This is a genomic window from Bacillus subtilis subsp. subtilis str. 168 (assembly GCF_000009045.1).
Taxonomy (GTDB): domain Bacteria; phylum Bacillota; class Bacilli; order Bacillales; family Bacillaceae; genus Bacillus; species Bacillus subtilis.
Map to the genome: position 1 here is coordinate 2,915,230 of NC_000964.3, position 17,912 is coordinate 2,933,141.

Below are 17,912 nucleotides of genomic sequence, written 5' to 3' on the forward strand. Positions count from 1 at the left end.
TGAATGTAAGCGCTTTTAAAGTAACCATATTATATATGTTCGTACATGTCAACGACATTTTCTATTGTTTTTATATTTGTACGTATGTATTTATAAATATGAAAAAACCCGGACTTTTAAAGTCCGGGATTTCCTTTATGAGTGTATATTCAGCTGTTTGAATTCCTCAGTTAATAACGGGACAACTTCAAATAAATCACCGACGATGCCGTAATCCGCTATTTTAAAGATATCGGCTTCGGGGTCTTTATTGATGGCGACGATCACCTTGCTGTTTGACATGCCGGCCAAATGCTGGATGGCGCCGGAAATGCCGCATGCAATGTACAAATCCGGAGTAACGACTTTCCCGGTCTGCCCGATTTGGAGAGCATAATCGCAATAATCAGCGTCACATGCCCCGCGAGAAGCCCCGACTGCGGCCCCTAGCACCTCTGCAAGCTCCTGCAGCGGCTGAAATCCTTCCTTGCTTTTGACTCCTCGGCCGCCCGCAACGATAATTTTCGCTTCGGAGAGATCAACACCGTCCGCCGTTTTTTTCACGACCTCTTGGATAACAGTGCGGAGGTCAGTAAGAGAAACATCAATGCTTTCGATGCTCCCCGATCTGCTGGTGTCTTTTTCTGAAGCTTGAATGTTATTGGGGCGAATTGTTGCAAAGATCATCGGATCGGTTGAAATGACGCGTTCAAAAGCTTTCCCCGAGTAAATCGGCCGTGTGAACACAACATTCCCTCCGGTAACGCTTACATCTATAGCATCAGAAATTAAGCCTGTTTGCAGACGGGCAGCAAGCTTCGGTGAAAGATCCTTGCCCATTGCCGTATGCCCGAAGATGACTGAATCAGGATTTTCTTGCTCGATAACACCTCTCATGACCTGGCTGTACCCGTCTGCCGTGTATGTTTTCAGCTTCGGGTCCTCAGCGGTAAGAACTTTATCTGCTCCGTAATGAATAAGCTCTTGTGCAATGCTTTGTACATTTTCACCGATGAGAACACCGATGACTTCCCCATCTCCTGAAATGGTTCTTCCTGCAGCTATTGCTTCAAAGGTGACATTTCGCAATTCCCCATCGCGTATTTCTCCAAGCACGATCACTTTTTTTCCCATTCTAACATCCCCCTGTTTCTTTGAATGTCCAAGTTTTAAATGACTTTAGCTTCGCTGCGGAGCAATGAAACAAGCTCTTTTGCCTGTTCAGCAGGCTCACCTTGGAGAAGCTTCCCGGCTTCTTTTTTCGGCGGCAGAAAACGTTCAATGGTTTTCAGCTTTGGTTCAGCATCCTCTTCGTCCAGATCAAGATCATCAAGTTCAAGCTCTTCAAGCGGCTTTTTCTTAGCCTTCATAATTCCCGGAAGCGATGGATAGCGCGGCTCGTTTAAGCCCTGCTGAGCTGTGACAAGCAATGGGAGCGTCGTTTTGATTTTTTCAACATCCCCTTCGACGTCCCTTTCTGCTTCTGCATCAGTGCCGTTGATTTCGAGTTTGGTGATCGTAGTGATACACGGAATGTCCAGTAGCTCGGCAAGCCGAGGCGCCACTTGTCCTGATCCTCCGTCAATGGCAACATTTCCGCCGAGAATCAAATCAAACTCCTGATCCTTCATATAGTGGTATAAAACTTGAGAAATGGAATATTGGTCGGGTTCATCAAGATCATCTTCTATGTTGATTAAAACAGCTTGGTCACAACCCATGGCAAGCGCCGTACGCAATTCTTTCTCCGCTTCTTCACCGCCGACCGTGACAGCGGTGATCGTGCCGCCATGCTTTTCCTTCAGCTGGATGGCTTCTTCTATCGCGTACTCATCATATGGATTAATGATCCATTCCGCTCCGTCATCCTGAATCTTTCCTGTTTCAATGACGATTTTTTCTTCTGTGTCAAACGTCCGTTTCATCAGTACAAATAGATTCATGATCATATCCCCTTTTATTCGCCTTTGAACTGAGGCTTTCTTTTTTCGAGAAATGCCTGGATGCCTTCCTTGGCGTCCTCTGACTCAAATGCTTCCCCAAATCGCTTTGCTTCAAGCTTTAAGCTGCCTTCATAGGAATACACCTTGTTGGAATAAAGAAGTTCAAGCAAAGATGCCAGCGTTTGCGGGCTTTTCTCTGCAAACTTAGCGGCAAGTGCTTTTGCTTTTTCAATCACTTCTGCCTCATCTTTCGCTCCAATTGAGACAAGTCCGAGATCAAGCGCTTCTTTTCCGGATATCGGTTCTCCTGATCCGATGAGCTCCAGTGCTTTGGCTGTACCGACATATCTCGGAAGGCGCTGTGTCCCCGCAAAACCTGGAATGATACCGAGATTAAGCTCCGGGAGCCCCAGCTTAGCATCTTCTGCCGCGATTCTGATGTGACAGGCCATTGCAAGCTCCAGCCCGCCTCCGAGAGCAGCGCCGTGAATCGCTGCGATAATCGGTTTTGGAAAACTTTCGATTCTCTCCATTAACTGCTGGCCGCGCTCAGCGAGCAATGAGGAATCCTCATTGCCTTTAAGCGATGTAAATTCTTTAATATCAGCGCCGGCTGAGAAAAATCTTCCCTCGCCGTGAATGATAATGCTTCGTACGCCTGCATCTGTCTCACATTGATCAAGACAGGAAGACAGCTCTTCTAATATCCGGCTTGAAAGCGCGTTTGCCGGCGGATTGTGAATCGTCAAGACTGCCACAAATTGATCAACCGCAAGTGAAATTGCATTCATAGGACAGAACTCCTTTACTTATTGTGAATTCCGGATACCAATAATTCTAAAACGCTGTTTGAAAGCGCAACGAGATCGTACTTTTGGTCATTCATCACCCAAGTTGTCACAGTTTCGTCAATCGTTCCAAAAATCATCTGCCGGGCGAGGCGGACATCGAGGCCTTCTTTTATTTCGCCTGATTGTATACCTTCCGTCAAAATGCCATCCAAAATATTTAAGTAGCCTTTTAATATTTCGTTGATTTTTTGGCGCAGCTCCAAGTTGGATTGGCGGAGCTCAAGCTGCGTGACAATGGCGAGATTATGGTCACCCGCTAAAAGGGAAAAATGCTTTGAAATCACAAGCGCCAATTTCTCTTTCGCTGTTGCTTTTTCTTTAATGTCCTCTTCCATCCGCTCAATAAATTGACCCATTTTTTCTTTGAAAAGAGAAATTAAAATATCTTCTTTGTTTTTAAAATAGAGATAGATGGTGCCGTCCGCTACCCCGGCTTGTTTGGCAATTTTGGATACCTGTGACTGGTGGTAGCCGTTTTCTGCAATGACTTCTACTGCTGCATCAATAATCTGCATATACTTTGGCCGTTTTTGCTTCAATGTTCATCGTTCCTTCCTATAGAAATGAATGACTATTCATTCATAATTTCATGATAAGAAGGATTTTCAGGTTTGTCAAGTTTATTCATAGGCGTTCTCTTTTTTTATTTGATATGATGATTTTCGGTTTCTTCTTCAAGTAAACGCCTTCTTAAAATTTTTCCCACCGCCGTTTTCGGCAGCTCCTTTCTGAACTCATAGGCTTTGGGCACCTTATAGGGAGCTAGACGTGATCTCGCAAAAGCGTCCAGTTCTTCTGTATCGGCTTTTGCGCCTTTCTTTAATACGACAAATGCTTTTACTGTTTCTCCCCTGTAGGAATCGGGAACGCCTGCGACAACAATTTCCTGGATGGCTTCATGTTCATAAAGCGCTTCTTCTACCTCACGCGGGTAAATATTGTAACCGCCGGCAATGATGATATCCTTCTTCCTGTCAGCAATATAGAAAAAGCCTTCTTCATCCATATAGCCCATGTCCCCGGTGAACAGCCAGCCATCTCTCAGCACTGCGGCGGTTTCCTCTGGTTTATTCCAGTATCCTTTCATGACTTGCGGACCTTTTACAATGATTTCTCCATGCTCATACGGAGCGGCAAGCTCACCCGTCTCTTCAGAATAGATCGCAGCGTCCGTACTCGGCCAAGGACAGCCGATACTGCCCGGCTTGTTTTTTCCCCAGATAAAGTTGGCGTGCGTCACTGGGGATGCCTCAGACAAACCATAGCCTTCCACAAGCTTTCCACCAGTCACCTTTTCAAATTTCTGCTTTACCTCCACGGGGAGCGCGGCTGATCCGCTAAGACAGCTTTTAATGGATGACAGATCATAATGCTGCAATTCAGGGTGATGCAAAAGGCCAATGTAAATTGTCGGTGCGCCAGGAAAGAGCGTCGGTTTGTGTTTGTCGATGATTTTAAGTGTTTCGAGCGGATCAAACTTAGGAAGAAGAATCATTTCGAAGCCTAGTTTAATCGAATAGTTCATGACTGCCGTCAGTCCGTAGACATGAAAAAATGGAACGATGCCCAGCACTTTTTCAGCGCCTTCTTTCACGTCATACATCCAAGCGGCGCACATTTCAGTATTTGCCAAAATATTTTGGTGCGTGAGCATGACCCCTTTTGGAGCTCCGGTTGTTCCTCCGGTATACTGGAGGACAGCGATATCATGCTCAGGATCGATCTTCGGGATTGTCAGGAGTTCAGTTTTTTCCTGCTTCATACAGGAAGCGAACGTGTGAATGTTAGCTGTTTTGTCAAAGTCGATATGCACTTTTTGTTTTTGCGTCAGCGGGTAAAGAATATTTTTCGGAAAAGGCAAATAGTCTTTTACACTGGTTATCAAAATCTGGTCGACTATTGATAACGTTTTCATTTTTATTGCCTTCGGGAAAAGCAAATCTAAGGTGATGATTACACTTACCTGAGCATCTCTAAGCTGGTATTCAAGCTCATGCTCGGTATAAAGCGGATTCGTCTGCACCACGATGCCACCGGCAAACAAGACGCCATAATAAGAAATCACTGTTTGCGGGCAATTGGGCAGCATAACAGCCACTCTGTCTCCTTTTTGCAGGCCATTGCACTGCAAAAAAGCTGCAAGTTTAAGAGCATCCGTCAGAATGTCATGAAAGGTGAGTTTTTTTCCATAAAACGATATTGCGGTTTTATCAGGGAATCGTGCGGCGGAGTCTGTCAGGATGGATTGCAGGGTTTTATTCGGCAACGGAAGCTCATGCGGGATATCGTTGGGATACTCGGCAAGCCACGGCTTTTGAGACTGCATAAAACCTCCCCTTTCGATTTTAGAGATCCACCTTATCATTATAGCAGATGGACGGCAAAAAAAAGAAAAAGAAAGGTAAATCTTTCTTTTTCTCATAATATGAACAGATATATAAGACCAATTAACAAAAAGATTCCCGCTGCGGCGAGCAGTATTTTCGCAAGCTTTTCCATCTATTCTCCGTCCCCTTATATTCCGGCTGCCACCACAAAAGAAAGCCCGACAGAAATGACAAATGAAATAAAGCCGACAGCCCGGTTATCATTTTCGATTTCCTGATCAATTTTAAACCGCGGAGTCAAAAACTCAAAAATAAAGTAGCTGATCAGAAGCATAACAAACCCGTAAACGCCCCAGCCGATCATTTGCAGCAGCGAATTATGCTGGGAGATGGAATGCTGAAATACGTTTGCGATTCCCAAAATTTTTCCGCCGGTCGCCATTGCCACCGCAAGATTTCCTTTTTGAATCTCTTCCCAGTTTTTATAAGCCGTCACCAGCTCAAACACAGTCAAAAAGAGGACGAGGCAGAGAACCGCGACACTGTAATATGCCGCGATTTCCACAAGCTCGTTTTCCCAAAAATCACTCATGGCCATACTCCCTTTTATTTTAGTTCAACAACCGTAACGCCTGATCCTCCCTCACCTGCTTCACCGAAACGGGAACTTTTGACGCTGCGGTGGTTTTTCAGAAGATCCTGTACGCCTTTTCTTAAAGCGCCGGTTCCTTTTCCGTGGATGATTGACACTCTTGGATATCCGGCTAACACCGCATCATCCAAGTATTTTTCAACCCGGCTGAGGGCATTTTCATAGCGTTCGCCGCGAAGATCAAGTTCAAGCGATACGTGATAGTCCTTTCCTTTGACCGCTGTAATCATTTTTTCTTTTTTTGGCTCCGGAGCTGATTTGATAAACTCCAGATCTTTTTCTTTTACTTTCATCTTTAAAATACCGATTTGAACGTTCCATTCATTGCCGCCTGTTTTTTCGAGCAATGTTCCTTTTTGCCCGAAAGTGAGGACTTTCACCTCGTCGCCAGGCTTAAAGTCGCGTTTTTGCGTTTTCGGCTTTTCCGGTTTCTTGGACTTTTCAAAAGCAGGCATAGCGCCTTCTAACCGTTTCTTCGCGTTAATCAGCTCGTGATCCTTGAAGGATTTGTGTTCTTCTTTTATGGTGCGCAATTCATGAATAATGTCCTCGGCTTCTTTCATTGCCGCTTTTACTTTTTCAGCAGCCTGCTGTTCTGCCTCTTCAAGCATTTTGTCTTTTTTGCTGTTAAGCTCGATGATTTGCTGCTGCAGCTCTTTATGCAGTTTTTCCGCTTCTTTTCTGATTGATTCTGTCTCAGAAAGCTCTTCTTCCGCACGTTTTTTGCTTTGTTCCAGCGACGCAATCATCGTATCGACTTCGTTATGCTCGGCCGTCATTTCTGACTTCGCCTGCCCGATGATATGGTCCGGGAGCCCGAGGCGTTTTGAAATTTCGAAAGCATTGCTTCGACCCGGCACACCAATTAAAAGTTTATAGGTCGGTGACAGCGTTTCGATGTCAAATTCAACGCTGGCATTCATGACGCCTTCTCTGTTATAGCCGTACGCCTTCAATTCCGGATAATGCGTCGTAGCTAACACTCGTGCATTGGTGCGATGCACGTCATCCAAGATGCTCATGGCGAGGGCCGCCCCCTCCTGCGGATCTGTCCCTGCACCAAGTTCATCGAAAAGCACAAGGCTGTTTTCATTGACCTGTTCTAAAATGCCGACAATATTCACCATATGGGATGAGAACGTACTTAAACTTTGCTCAATCGACTGTTCATCACCGATATCAGCGAATACGTGCTCAAATACTGCCGCTTCTGACCCTTCATCTGCCGGGATATGAAGACCTGACTGCGCCATTAAGGTTAGCAGGCCTAACGTTTTAAGGGTGACTGTTTTCCCCCCGGTGTTTGGCCCTGTGATGACAATGGTTGAAAAATCGCGGCCAAGCTCGATGTCATTGGCAACAACCTGATCAGGCGGAAGCAATGGATGGCGGGCTTTTTTCAAACGGATAAAGCCGGTGTCGTTCATAATCGGTTTTGTCGCTTTAACCGCTTTTGCATATCTAGCTTTTGCAAAAATAAAGTCAAGCGTCTGCAGCACTTGCAAATCTAGAAATAGCTCCTCTGTATACTCTGCCGTTTTCTCTGTCAGCACACGCAAAATCCGTTCAATTTCTTGCTTTTCTTTCACTTTCGCCTGCTGAAGGGAATTGTTCATATCTACAATCGCCTGCGGTTCAATGAATAGTGTCGCACCAGAGGATGAGGTGTCGTGCACAATTCCTCCATAGCTGGATCTGTACTCCTGTTTGACCGGGATCACAAAGCGGTCATTCCGAATCGTAACAATCGTATCAGACAGCATTTTCGATGCGGAAGAGGAACGCAGCATCGACTCTAACCGGTCTCTGACTCTTGATTCGAGTGTTCTGAGCTGTGTGCGGATTCCTCTTAATGTTTCCGATGCATGATCAAGCACTTCTCCGTGATCATCAATGCAGGAATTAATGTCCCGCTCTAAATCGGACAGCGTGATAAGCTGTTCAGCATGCTGATGGATCAGCGGAATGTCGACACCGTCTTCAGCCATTTGCGTGATAAAATGTTTCATTTGTTTAACTGCATAAAGCAGGCCTGAGATTTCAGTGAATTCAGAAGGACTGAGAACGCTGCCGATTTCCGCCCGTCTTAACGCTCCTCTGATATCTACAAGGCCGCCAAATGGCGCTTGGCCTCTCAGCCGGATAATGTCAGAAGCTTCGTCTACTTCATCCAGCTGTTTTTTGATTTCGTCTATAGAAGCAGAAGGCTTAAGCTCGAGAAGCATTTCTTTTCCGAGCGATGAAGCGGCATGCCCAATAACCTGTTCTTTCACTTTATGAAATTCAAGAGCTGATAATACTTTTTGCTGCACGATTGTGTGAGCCTCCTTACTTAATCGTTGCGCTTCAGAAATGCCTCTACGTCTTTAAGCGACCGGGCATTCAGAACGTTTTTCGTTTCCGTCCATCCTTTGCGCGCGGCAGTAACGCCAGTTTTCATATCGTCTAACATCTCAATATTATGGGCATCAGTATTAATCACCAATGTAACCCCTTGTTCGTTTGCTTTCATTAAATGCTCTGTGCGCAGATCAAGGCGCGCAGGGTTGGCATTGAGTTCAAGCGCCGTATTTGTTTTCCTCGCAAGCTCAATCAGCTGATCAATATCGATTTCGTAACCGGCCCGTCTGCCGATAAGGCGCCCGGTCGGGTGTGCGATAATGTCAACATGCTTGTTTGTCAGTGCCGTCTCAAGCCGTTTCATAATCACGTGTTCCGGCTGATTAAAACTGGAATGAATCGATGCAATAACGATATCCATTTCCGCAAGCACATCGTCATCATAATCGAGCGTACCGTCAGGCAGGATATCCATCTCAACGCCTTTCAAAATACGGAAGTTTTCAAACTCTGCATTCAGCGCGTCAATTTCTTTTGCCTGCTGCTTAAGTCTTTCTGCAGTAAGCCCGTTGGCGACCTTTAAATATTGTGAGTGATCGGTGATCGCCATGTATTGATAGCCTTTTTTGATGCAGGCTTCAGCCATCTCTCTGATCGAAAATGCGCCATCGCTCCACGTTGAGTGCATGTGGAGATCACCTTTGATTTGCCCGAGCTCTATCAGTTCAATGCTGTCGCTGTAGGTTTCCACTTCCTGTCCGCTTTCACGAATTTCCGGCGGAATCAGCGGCAGGCCGAAGTGCGCATAAAATTCACGTTCACTCGGAAATGTTTTGATCTCTCCGGTTTCAACTGTCTCAACGCCGTATTCACTGATCCGCTCGCCGCGTTCTTTGGCGATTTGGCGCATCTTAATATTGTGATCCTTTGATCCCGTAAAATGATGGAGTGTTGTCGGAAACTGCTCTTCCGTCACAAGACGGAAATCGACGCTTGTTTCATATTCAAAGGAAAGGATGACGGACACCTTCGTATCTCCGCTTGCGATCACGCTTTTGATGTTTGGCAGCTCAAGAAGCTGCTCTCTTACTTCAGCCGGATGATCTGTAGCAATGATATAATCCAGATCCTTCACCGTTTCCCGCGCTCTGCGGAGACTTCCGGCACGAGAAAATTTGATGATATGCGTAAATTGAGAAAGATGCTCCTCAATTTCCCGCGCGATCCGGAGGGCGTAGCCGATCGGGAACCGTTCAGGCTGTTTTCCGGCTTCCCCGAGCGCCTGTAATATTTTTTCTTCCGATTTTTTGCCGAAGCCCGCAAGACCCTGGACCTTTTGCTGCTCACAGGCTTCCTTCAGAGATTCTGCATCGTGTACGCCGAGCTCTTTATACAGCTTTGCGATTTTTTTGCCGCCGAGCCCCGGCAGCTTCAATAAAGGCACGAGTCCTTCCGGCACTTCTTTCTGAAGCGATTCGAGCGTGCTTGACTTTCCTTCATCTATATACTCTTTAATGACGCTGTACGTTCCTTTTCCAATGCCGGACAGCGACATCATATCGTCCATTTCTGATAAGCTTCGGTCGTCCTGTTCCAGAGCTGCCGCCGCTTTTCGGAAGGCGGATACTTTAAACGGGTTGTCCCCTTTGAGTTCCATATAGACTGCAATGGTTTCAAGCAGCCGGATAATATCTTTTTTATGCATATCATAACCCCCAGACGTTCACATATGTTTCCATCATACTTGAAAAAAACTTCTCCGGACAAGAGAAGTTTTTTTATGCCCCGTACTGTGTCCACAGCTCTTGTAAAAGCCCTGACAAGTACGGTGTATGGTTAATGATCACATTTGCGAGAGACGATTGCCCCATCATTTGCTGCAACGCGTCTACCGGCAGAACGGATGCGACATACAGCAGCACAAATGTAAATAAATAGACTTCTAGAAAACCGAGAACGGCTCCCAGCATCTGGTTGATTTGTTTAATCACCGGAATGCCGGCTACAATACTCAGGAACGAGCCGATGATTCTCAGTAAGATTTTAGCAATGATAAATAAAACGATAAACGCAATCGCATTATAGTACGCTGCTTCCAAATTCCCCGTAAAAAAAGAAAGAGCCGGCTGTCCCGCTGAAAAATCGGGTGCGGGAATCCAATGTAAATGCGGTGCCACGTTTTTATAGAATAAAGCCGCAAAGGCAATTGATAAAATAAAGCTCGTCAAGCGGATAAACTGCAGGATAAAACCGCGTTTTAACCCCAGTAAAGTCCCCATCAGGAGCAAGATTAAGATGATGATATCTAGCATAGTTGTTCAATCCTTTTCTTTAAGCTGACGCTCCAGTTTTTCACATTTCTCTTGTAATTTGACATAATCGTGCACCACATTTACCGCTGTCAGCACTGCAAGTTTATTTATATCAAGGTATGGATTTTTTTCATTGATTTCTCTCATTTTATCATCAACAATTCCGGCGACATACCTCATATGGGCTCTGCTTTCTTCACCGACAATCGTGAAGTGCTGGCCGTAAATGTCAACGGTTGTTTTTGTTTTTTTGCCGTCAGACAACGTTTCTCCTCCATTCCGCGAGAATCCTAGTTCTTATCATAACACGTTTATTAAATGAATGGAAAGACGAGCCTCCCGCTGTTATGATACACTGGTATATACAGCGAAAAGTGTAAAAAAAGGAGATTATTACGTGTCCCATTCAGTGATAAAAGTATCGTTGTCTGCTATTGACCAAATGAAAATGACGTACAGCGGTTCACTTACAGCCTCTGTTCCGCAGGGAGCCGTTTTTCAGGCAAAACCGCCCGGCTGTACCATTACAGCATATCAATCAGGTAAGGTCTTGTTTCAAGGAAAAAACGCTGCGGCAGAATCCGCGCGCTGGGGAACAGCAGAGCCTCAGGAAAAGAAGAAAACGGCCAAAAAGCCGGCTGATCCCCGCTATGCCCCTCCGGCAGATATCGCCGGAATGTCTGTTATCGGTTCTGACGAAGTCGGAACCGGAGATTACTTTGGCCCAATGACGGTTGTATGCGCGTACGTCGACAAAACCATGCTTCCTTTAATGAAGGAACTCGGTGTTAAGGATTCTAAAGATTTAAAAGATCCGCAAATCATCGAGATTGCCCGAAACCTGATTAAAACCATTCCGTACAGCCTGCTGGTGTTAAAGAATGAAAAGTATAACAGCATGCAGGAAAAAGGCATGAGCCAAGGGAAAATGAAAGCTTTGCTGCACAATCAGGCGATCACACATTTATTAAGAAAATTGGATGGAGTAAAGCCTGAAGCCATTTTGATTGACCAATTCGCTGAGCCAGGCGTCTACTTCAATCATTTAAAGGGCAGAGACATTGTGAAGGAGCGGACCTATTTTAGCACAAAAGCTGAAGGTATTCACCTGGCTGTCGCCGCTGCTTCAATCATTGCAAGATATTCATTTTTAATGGAAATGGATAAACTATCACGCGCGGCAGGAATGACGCTTCCAAAAGGGGCCGGTCCGCACGTCGATGAAGCGGCCGCCAAGCTGATCCTCAAAAAAGGGGCATCTGCACTCAGAACCTTTACAAAACTCCATTTCGCCAATACGCAAAAAGCGCAGCGCCTTGCTGATAAAAAACGTTCATAGAAAAAAGCTTGCAGATTTCTCTGCAAGCTTTTTTATCAGCCTCTTAAAACAGCTTGATATGTGTCTTCTAACGCTTTCAGCACTTTGCTGTGCGCCTTTGTCACTTCTTCTTCAGTCAGTGTTTGTTCAGGATTGACATACTGGAGTGAGAAAGCGACTGACTTCTTGCCTTCCTCCATATGCTCTCCTTCGTATACGTCAAATACGGTTACCTCTTTCAGAAGCTTGCCCCCGGCCTCTTTAATGACGCTCTCGAGCTGTCCGCTTGTGACGGTTTTATCTGTTACAAGAGCGATATCACGTGTCACAGACGGATATTTTGGAATCGCCGTGTAAACAAGCGGTGCTGTTTCTGCTGCGAGCAACGCATGAAGATCGAGCTCAAATACGTATGTTTCCTTTATATCCAGTTCTTTTTCCAATGAAGGATGGACTTGGCCGATGAAGCCGATCAGAGAACCATTCAATAAAATGTTCGCTGTTCTGCCCGGATGCAGCTGTTTGCGTTCAGACTGTACAAATTCAATGCTGTCTAGGACGTTGAGTTTGTCTAACAGCCCTTCCACAATTCCTTTGACAACAAAGAAATCAACTGGTTTCTTTTCACCCTGCCATAGCTGCTTGCGCCATAATCCGGTAACAGCTCCTGCTACGCGTTCTGTTTCAACAGGTTTTGTGTCCTCTTCCTTCGTTAGGAAAACGGAGCCAACTTCGTACAGTGCAACTGAGTCAGTCTGCCTCGCAAGATTGTAAGAAACAGAATCAAGCAGATTTGGAACAAGACTGTGTCTGAGAATGCTTCTTTCTTCACTCATTGGAAGCGCAAGCACAGTATTCAGTGATTTTTCAATCGCAAACGCTGTCGCTTTCTTCTCGTTTGTCAGTGAGTAAGTGATGGCTTGTGATAAGCCTGCGCCTTCAAGGAAGCGTCTGACTTTACGGCGTTTTGCCTGATATGGCGTTAATCCGCCTGTAGTTCCCGCTGTCTCAGGAAGCGTAGACGGAATGTTATCGTAGCCGTACAGTCTTGCCGCTTCTTCGATTAAATCCTCTTCTATTGTAATGTCACCGCGCCGTGATGGGACAGTCACAACGAGAAGATCATCCGCTTCACCGACCGTAAAACCGAGACGTTTATAAATGCTGATCAGTTCTTCTTTACTGATCGTCAGGCCTAGAACGCTGCTCACTTTGTCAGCAGATACGTGAATGTTATTTGCTTCGATTGTCAGGTGATCTTCCTCAACCGTTCCAGCAAGCACCTCACCGCCGGCATACAGATGGATCAGCTGCGCAGCCCGTTCTGCTGCAAGACGTACGCGTGCCGGATCAATTCCTTTTTCAAATCTTACGCTTGATTCACTTCTCAAACCAAGGTCTTTGGAAGCCTTGCGAACCTTCTGCCCGTTGAAATACGCAGCCTCAAGCAAAATGGTTTTCGTATCTTCCTGAACCTCTGACTCTGCTCCTCCCATGACACCGGCAACGGCCTGCGCTTTCGTTCCGTTTGTAATGACAAGGTGATCGGCAGACAGCTTACGTTCTTGATCATCAAGTGTTACGATCATTTCATTCTCAGCTGCTTTTCTTACTACGACTTCCTTAGAGCCAAATCTGTCATAATCAAACGCATGAAGCGGCTGTCCGTATTCCAACAGGACAAAATTTGTGATGTCAACGACGTTGTTGTGCGGACGAATGCCTGCATTCATCAGCTTTGTCTGCATCCAAAGCGGTGACGGAGCAATCGTGACATTTTTAATGATTTTTGCAGTGTACAGCGGGTTCGCTTCTTGATCTTCAATTTTGACTGAAATGTAATCAGACGCTTGTTCTGAAGCAGCCGGGTAATCCGTTTGCGGAAGCTTTACCTCAGTGTCTAAAATCGCCGCAACCTCGTAAGCAACACCAAGCATGTTCATGGCATCCGCGCGGTTTGGCGTTAAACCCAGCTCAAGAATCGCATCGTCAAGCTGTAAAGCCGCTAAGGCATCGCTTCCTGTTTCAGCGTCATTCGGGAATACGAAAATGCCTTCTGCATACTCCTTCGCCACAAGTTTGCTTTCGATACCAAGCTCCTGTAAGGAACAGATCATGCCGTTTGATTCTTCACCGCGAAGCTTGGCTTTTTTGATTTTGAAATTGCCCGGCAGCACCGCTCCGACTGTTGCAACTGCGACTTTTTGTCCCTTATCCACATTCGGCGCGCCGCAAATGATTTGTACAGGGGCTTCAGCTCCGATATCCACAAGGCACTTATTCAGCTTATCAGCATTCGGGTGCTGCTCGCGCTCCAGCACATGGCCGATGACAACGCCTTTGATGCCTTCTCCTTTGTATTCAATTCCTTCAACCTCAATACCGGCTCTTGTAATTTTTTCAGCAAGAACAGCCGGGTCCATGCCTTTTAAATCAACATAATCCTCTAACCATTTATAAGAAACAAACATCCTTGCATCCTCCTCTTACGCCTGTTTAAACTGCGAAATAAATCTGACATCGTTTGTATAGAAGTGGCGGATATCATCAATGCCATATTTCAGCATCGCGATGCGCTCAACACCCATTCCGAATGCGAAGCCCTGATATTCCTTCGGATCAAAGCCAGCCATTTTAAGCACGTTCGGGTGAACCATTCCGGCACCGAGGATTTCAATCCAGCCTGTTCCTTTACATACTGAGCAGCCGTTCCCACCGCATTTAAAGCATGTCACATCCACTTCTACTGAAGGCTCAGTAAACGGGAAGAAGCTTGGGCGGAGTCTGATTTCACGGTCTTGCCCGAACATTTTTTTCGCAACAAGTTCAAGCGTTCCTTTTAAATCACTCATGCTGATGTTTTTGTCAACGACAAGCCCTTCAATTTGCATAAATTGGTGAGAGTGCGTCGCATCATCGTTATCACGGCGATATACTTTACCCGGGCAAATGATTTTAACGGGACCTTTGCCTTCATGCTTTTCCATCGTACGTGTTTGGACAGGAGAAGTTTGCGTTCTCATCAAAGTTTCCTCTGTGATGTAAAAGCTGTCCTGCATATCGCGCGCTGGGTGTTCTTTCGGAAGATTGAGCGATTCGAAGTTGTAGTAATCCGTTTCAACCTCTGGCCCTTCCTCGACTGTGTAGCCCATACCGATAAATAAATCTTCAATTTCTTCAATGACAACAGTGAGCGGATGGCGGCCGCCGACTGCAACAGGGTTCCCCGGCAGCGTGACGTCAATTGTCTGTCCTGCAAGCTTCTGTTTCATTTCCTCTTCTTCAAGCTTCTCGTTTTTGTCAGCAATCGCATTGGCAATACGCTCCCTTACTTCGTTCGCGAGCGCCCCCATTTTTGGACGTTCCTCAGCAGAAAGCTTGCCCATTCCGCGCAGCACTTCTGTAATCGGCCCTTTTTTTCCGAGATATTGCACCCGAATATCATTGACAACCTTCAATGAGCTTGCCGCTTCTACTTGTTCTAAAGCTTCTTGTTCCAGCTGTTTTAGCTTTTCTTCCATTTTGCATCCTCCTTTTATGTAAACAAACCGTCATATGTCTTTGGAAAATAAAAAAAACCCGTCCCTTGTACAAGGGACGAGTTGTGGCCGCGGTACCACCCTTATTTCAGACAGACTGATGCTGTCGTCAGCTTCATTGACATAACGGAATCAGATTCCGGTTCACCTTTACGCGCAGTGTACGCGGTCCCGGCGACAACTCAAGAGGTGAAGCCAATTTCCGGCTGCGTTAAAAATGCTCTCAGTCAGCGGCATTTTCTCCCTGGAAAGCAGTTGATCAGAAATTGAGGTCCTCTGTCACGGTTTTTGAAATATTATGTTCTATTATAGAGAAATCCAACGCTTGGCGCAACACTATCCTCGCAAGTGATACACGAGGATGGCAGCCGCAACCGCAACGTTTAGTGATTCAGCCTGTCCGTAAAGCGGCACGTACAGGTTCAAATCCGTTTTTTCCAGCAATGCAGCATCTACCCCTGCACCTTCATTTCCTACAATGAGCGCAAAGGATTCAGACTGAGGAATCTCCTGGTAAGGCGCTCCGTTTTGCAGCGCCGTGCCGTATACTTTTACGCCCTCTGCCTTCAATTCGTCCACATATGAAGGCAGGTTTCTTCTCACAACAGGAATATGGAAGTGAGATCCTTGAGCAGATCGCAGTGTTTTTCCGTTAAAGGCGTCCGCCGTGCCGTCACCGAGTACAACCGCATCCAAACCGGCCGCATCAGCCGTTCGAATCATTGTGCCAAGGTTTCCCGGATCTTGAACAGCGTCAATCAGCAGCACCTTGCGTGCCGTTGCCAGCTTTTCTTCAGGCATATGGCACACAGCGGCAATCTGCTGCGGCGTTTCGGTTTCAGTCACAGCTGAAAACGCATCTTCACTCAGCATATAGCACTGGATACCAGTCTCAAGATCTGAAGGAATCCTCGTTTCATCCTTTACAAGGATTTCTTTCACAATGCCCGGGCTTTTCAACGCCTCTTCAACGAGGTGTTCTCCCTCTATCAGAAATGTATTTGTTTTTGTTCGTTCTTTTTTTGTGTGAAGCTTTTTCCAATCCTTCACTTTTTGGTTTTTTGCCGATTCTATTTGTTTCACTGTCTATGTGGCGCTCCTTTTTTTAACATGATGTTATTATATCGCAAGAACAGCACATAATAAACCAGGTGCAGGGTTAGAATATACGTATTACATTTTAGAAAAAGGAGCGTTTTACATGGATCTTAATTTACGTCATGCCGTCATTGCCAATGTCACCGGCAATAATCAGGAGCAGCTTGAGCATACAATCGTAGATGCGATTCAAAGCGGTGAAGAAAAAATGCTTCCAGGGCTCGGCGTTTTATTCGAAGTCATTTGGCAGCACGCATCCGAAAGTGAGAAAAACGAAATGCTGAAAACGCTTGAAGGCGGATTAAAACCCGCCGAATAAGACATGAAACCGGGTGACAGCGCCCGGTTTTTTTCTTATATAATAAAAACATGATGAGGGGGAACGCCATGTTTTTACAGCCGTTATTAGCGAAAAAAATTATTGCTGAAGTTAAAAAAATGTACGAACGTGAAGTCATTATTGTAAACACGGACGGTCTTATTATGGCAGGCACAAACGATGAGCGTGTCGGACAATTTCATGAGGGAGCGCTTATCTGCGCAAAAGAAAGACGCAGCGTGATTATTACAAAAGAAGATGAAACAAGGTTAAAAGGAGTGAAAGCAGGCATAAACCTCCCTGTATTTTTTGACCATGATGTGATTGCCGTCTTCGGGCTGACAGGTGAGCCTGCAGAGATTCAGCCATTCGGAGAACTGCTTCGAAAAATGACAGAACTGTTCATTAAGGAATCGCGGCACTTAGAGCAATCCCAGTGGCGTGAGAGAATGCTGGAGTCCTTTATGATCGATTGGCTGCAATTAAAGGAGTGGTCTCCCAGTTTTCTTGAGAAAGCTCAGCTTCTTGGTGTTGACCTTTCTTCCCGGCGCCAAATGATTCTTATTCAGGGGTATGAGTGGTCACCTCATGATATTGAACAAATGGCACGCAGCTGGAAATCCTCGTACCCTGCGGATTTGTTCATCAGGTGGGGAAATGAACGGATTTTGATTAATCATGAAGTGCCGCAGCATGAACAAAGGGATCGGCTTTTGCGGAAAATCCTTCACATTTGTTCGTTTGCCAATACCGCAAGCAGCCAATATACAGCAGCTGGCGCCGGAAGGGCTGTCGCAAGCTCCAGCCTGACAGATTCATACGAGCAAGCGGAAAAAGCGCTGGCTGTCAGCCTTAAGCGAAAAACGCCCATATTTGAAGAGGATCTGAAGCTTGATATGTGTCTGACGGAGATCAGCCCGGGAACCCGAAACGAATTTCCGCAAAGAGTATTAGGAAAGGCGCTAGAGCATCAGGAACTTATGAATACGATACGGACTTTCTTTCATCACGATTTGTCTTTGAAACAAACCGCTGAAGACATGCATATACACATCAATACATTGCGTTATCGTCTGGCTAAGGCTGAACAGCTGACGGGATTACGTTTTGACCGTACCGAGGACGTCGTCACGATGTACGTCGCACTCTATTTTTTAGATCAAGATACAAAATAGAGAGAGTTTCAGTTTCATTTTTTGTATGTTTCTCCATGGAAGGCTTTGCTTTTTTTCTT

At 45.8% G+C, this 17,912-nt stretch carries 17 protein-coding genes; 4 read left to right on the forward strand and 13 right to left on the reverse strand.

Annotated features, from left to right (window positions below; genetic code table 11):
• Positions 1–135: 135 nt before the first annotated feature.
• From etfA to zapA, 10 genes are all read right to left on the reverse strand, one after another.
• Positions 136–1,113 (reverse strand): electron transfer flavoprotein (alpha subunit), encoded by a 978-nt coding sequence (gene etfA, locus BSU_28520; RefSeq protein ID NP_390730.1) that lies wholly within the window; start codon positions 1,111–1,113, stop codon positions 136–138.
• Positions 1,114–1,148: 35 nt separating this feature from the next.
• Positions 1,149–1,922, reverse strand: a complete 774-nt coding sequence (gene etfB, locus BSU_28530) for an electron transfer flavoprotein (beta subunit) (RefSeq protein NP_390731.1) — start codon at positions 1,920–1,922, stop codon at positions 1,149–1,151.
• A gap of 14 nt (positions 1,923–1,936) precedes the next feature.
• Entirely contained in the window at positions 1,937–2,713 is a 777-nt protein-coding gene (fadB, locus tag BSU_28540; protein ID NP_390732.1) for an enoyl-CoA hydratase, read from the reverse strand.
• A gap of 14 nt (positions 2,714–2,727) precedes the next feature.
• Positions 2,728–3,312: a transcriptional regulator of fatty acids degradation [FadR-long-chain (C14-C20) acyl-CoAs] gene (gene fadR / locus BSU_28550; protein NP_390733.1), complete on the reverse strand. Its 585-nt coding sequence runs from the start codon at positions 3,310–3,312 to the stop codon at positions 2,728–2,730.
• Positions 3,313–3,416: 104 nt separating this feature from the next.
• A complete protein-coding gene (lcfA, locus tag BSU_28560; protein ID NP_390734.1) occupies positions 3,417–5,099 on the reverse strand; it encodes a long chain acyl-CoA ligase (degradative) in 1,683 nt (560 codons plus the stop codon).
• Between the two features lie 188 nt (positions 5,100–5,287).
• Complete coding sequence (gene yshE, locus BSU_28570; protein NP_390735.1) at positions 5,288–5,692, reverse strand: putative integral inner membrane protein; 405 nt, start codon at positions 5,690–5,692, stop codon at positions 5,288–5,290.
• Positions 5,693–5,706: 14 nt separating this feature from the next.
• On the reverse strand, positions 5,707–8,064 hold the full coding sequence (gene mutSB / locus BSU_28580; RefSeq protein ID NP_390736.1) for a homologous recombination factor: 2,358 nt from the start codon (positions 8,062–8,064) through the stop codon (positions 5,707–5,709).
• 20 nt (positions 8,065–8,084) lie between these two features.
• Positions 8,085–9,797 (reverse strand): DNA polymerase/3'-5' exonuclease X, encoded by a 1,713-nt coding sequence (gene polX / locus BSU_28590; RefSeq protein ID NP_390737.1) that lies wholly within the window; start codon positions 9,795–9,797, stop codon positions 8,085–8,087.
• Positions 9,798–9,870: 73 nt separating this feature from the next.
• The gene (yshB, locus tag BSU_28600) at positions 9,871–10,404 is read right to left on the reverse strand and encodes a putative integral membrane protein (RefSeq protein ID NP_390738.1); all 534 of its coding nucleotides are present in this window, start codon (positions 10,402–10,404) and stop codon (positions 9,871–9,873) included.
• A gap of 6 nt (positions 10,405–10,410) precedes the next feature.
• Positions 10,411–10,668: a regulator of cell division gene (gene zapA, locus BSU_28610; protein NP_390739.1), complete on the reverse strand. Its 258-nt coding sequence runs from the start codon at positions 10,666–10,668 to the stop codon at positions 10,411–10,413.
• Between the two features lie 133 nt (positions 10,669–10,801).
• On the opposite strand from zapA, the gene rnhC reads away from it, so the two are divergent.
• Entirely contained in the window at positions 10,802–11,743 is a 942-nt protein-coding gene (rnhC, locus tag BSU_28620; protein ID NP_390740.1) for a ribonuclease HIII, read from the forward strand.
• Positions 11,744–11,778: 35 nt separating this feature from the next.
• On the opposite strand, the gene pheT is transcribed toward rnhC, so the two are convergent.
• Positions 11,779–14,193 carry a phenylalanyl-tRNA synthetase (beta subunit) gene (gene pheT / locus BSU_28630; RefSeq protein ID NP_390741.1) on the reverse strand — a complete coding sequence of 805 codons (2,415 nt, stop codon included), beginning with the start codon at positions 14,191–14,193 and terminating at the stop codon, positions 11,779–11,781.
• Between the two features lie 15 nt (positions 14,194–14,208).
• On the reverse strand, positions 14,209–15,243 hold the full coding sequence (gene pheS / locus BSU_28640) for a phenylalanyl-tRNA synthetase (alpha subunit) (protein ID NP_390742.1): 1,035 nt from the start codon (positions 15,241–15,243) through the stop codon (positions 14,209–14,211).
• Between the two features lie 81 nt (positions 15,244–15,324).
• Here pheS and BSU_28645 point away from each other — a divergent pair, with 81 nt between their 5' ends.
• Complete coding sequence (locus BSU_28645) at positions 15,325–15,531, forward strand: hypothetical protein (RefSeq protein ID YP_009513995.1); 207 nt, start codon at positions 15,325–15,327, stop codon at positions 15,529–15,531.
• Positions 15,532–15,597: 66 nt separating this feature from the next.
• Here the strand turns inward: BSU_28645 and rlmBB are convergent, their stop codons facing one another.
• The gene (gene rlmBB / locus BSU_28650) at positions 15,598–16,344 is read right to left on the reverse strand and encodes a ribosomal RNA methylase (protein NP_390743.1); all 747 of its coding nucleotides are present in this window, start codon (positions 16,342–16,344) and stop codon (positions 15,598–15,600) included.
• Positions 16,345–16,462: 118 nt separating this feature from the next.
• Here rlmBB and sspI point away from each other — a divergent pair, with 118 nt between their 5' ends.
• Both sspI and ysfB read left to right on the forward strand, forming a co-directional pair.
• Complete coding sequence (gene sspI, locus BSU_28660) at positions 16,463–16,678, forward strand: small acid-soluble spore protein (RefSeq protein ID NP_390744.1); 216 nt, start codon at positions 16,463–16,465, stop codon at positions 16,676–16,678.
• Positions 16,679–16,746: 68 nt separating this feature from the next.
• Positions 16,747–17,853: a putative transcriptional regulator (glycolate degradation operon) gene (ysfB, locus tag BSU_28670; RefSeq protein ID NP_390745.2), complete on the forward strand. Its 1,107-nt coding sequence runs from the start codon at positions 16,747–16,749 to the stop codon at positions 17,851–17,853.
• The last annotated feature ends 59 nt before the right edge of the window (positions 17,854–17,912 follow it).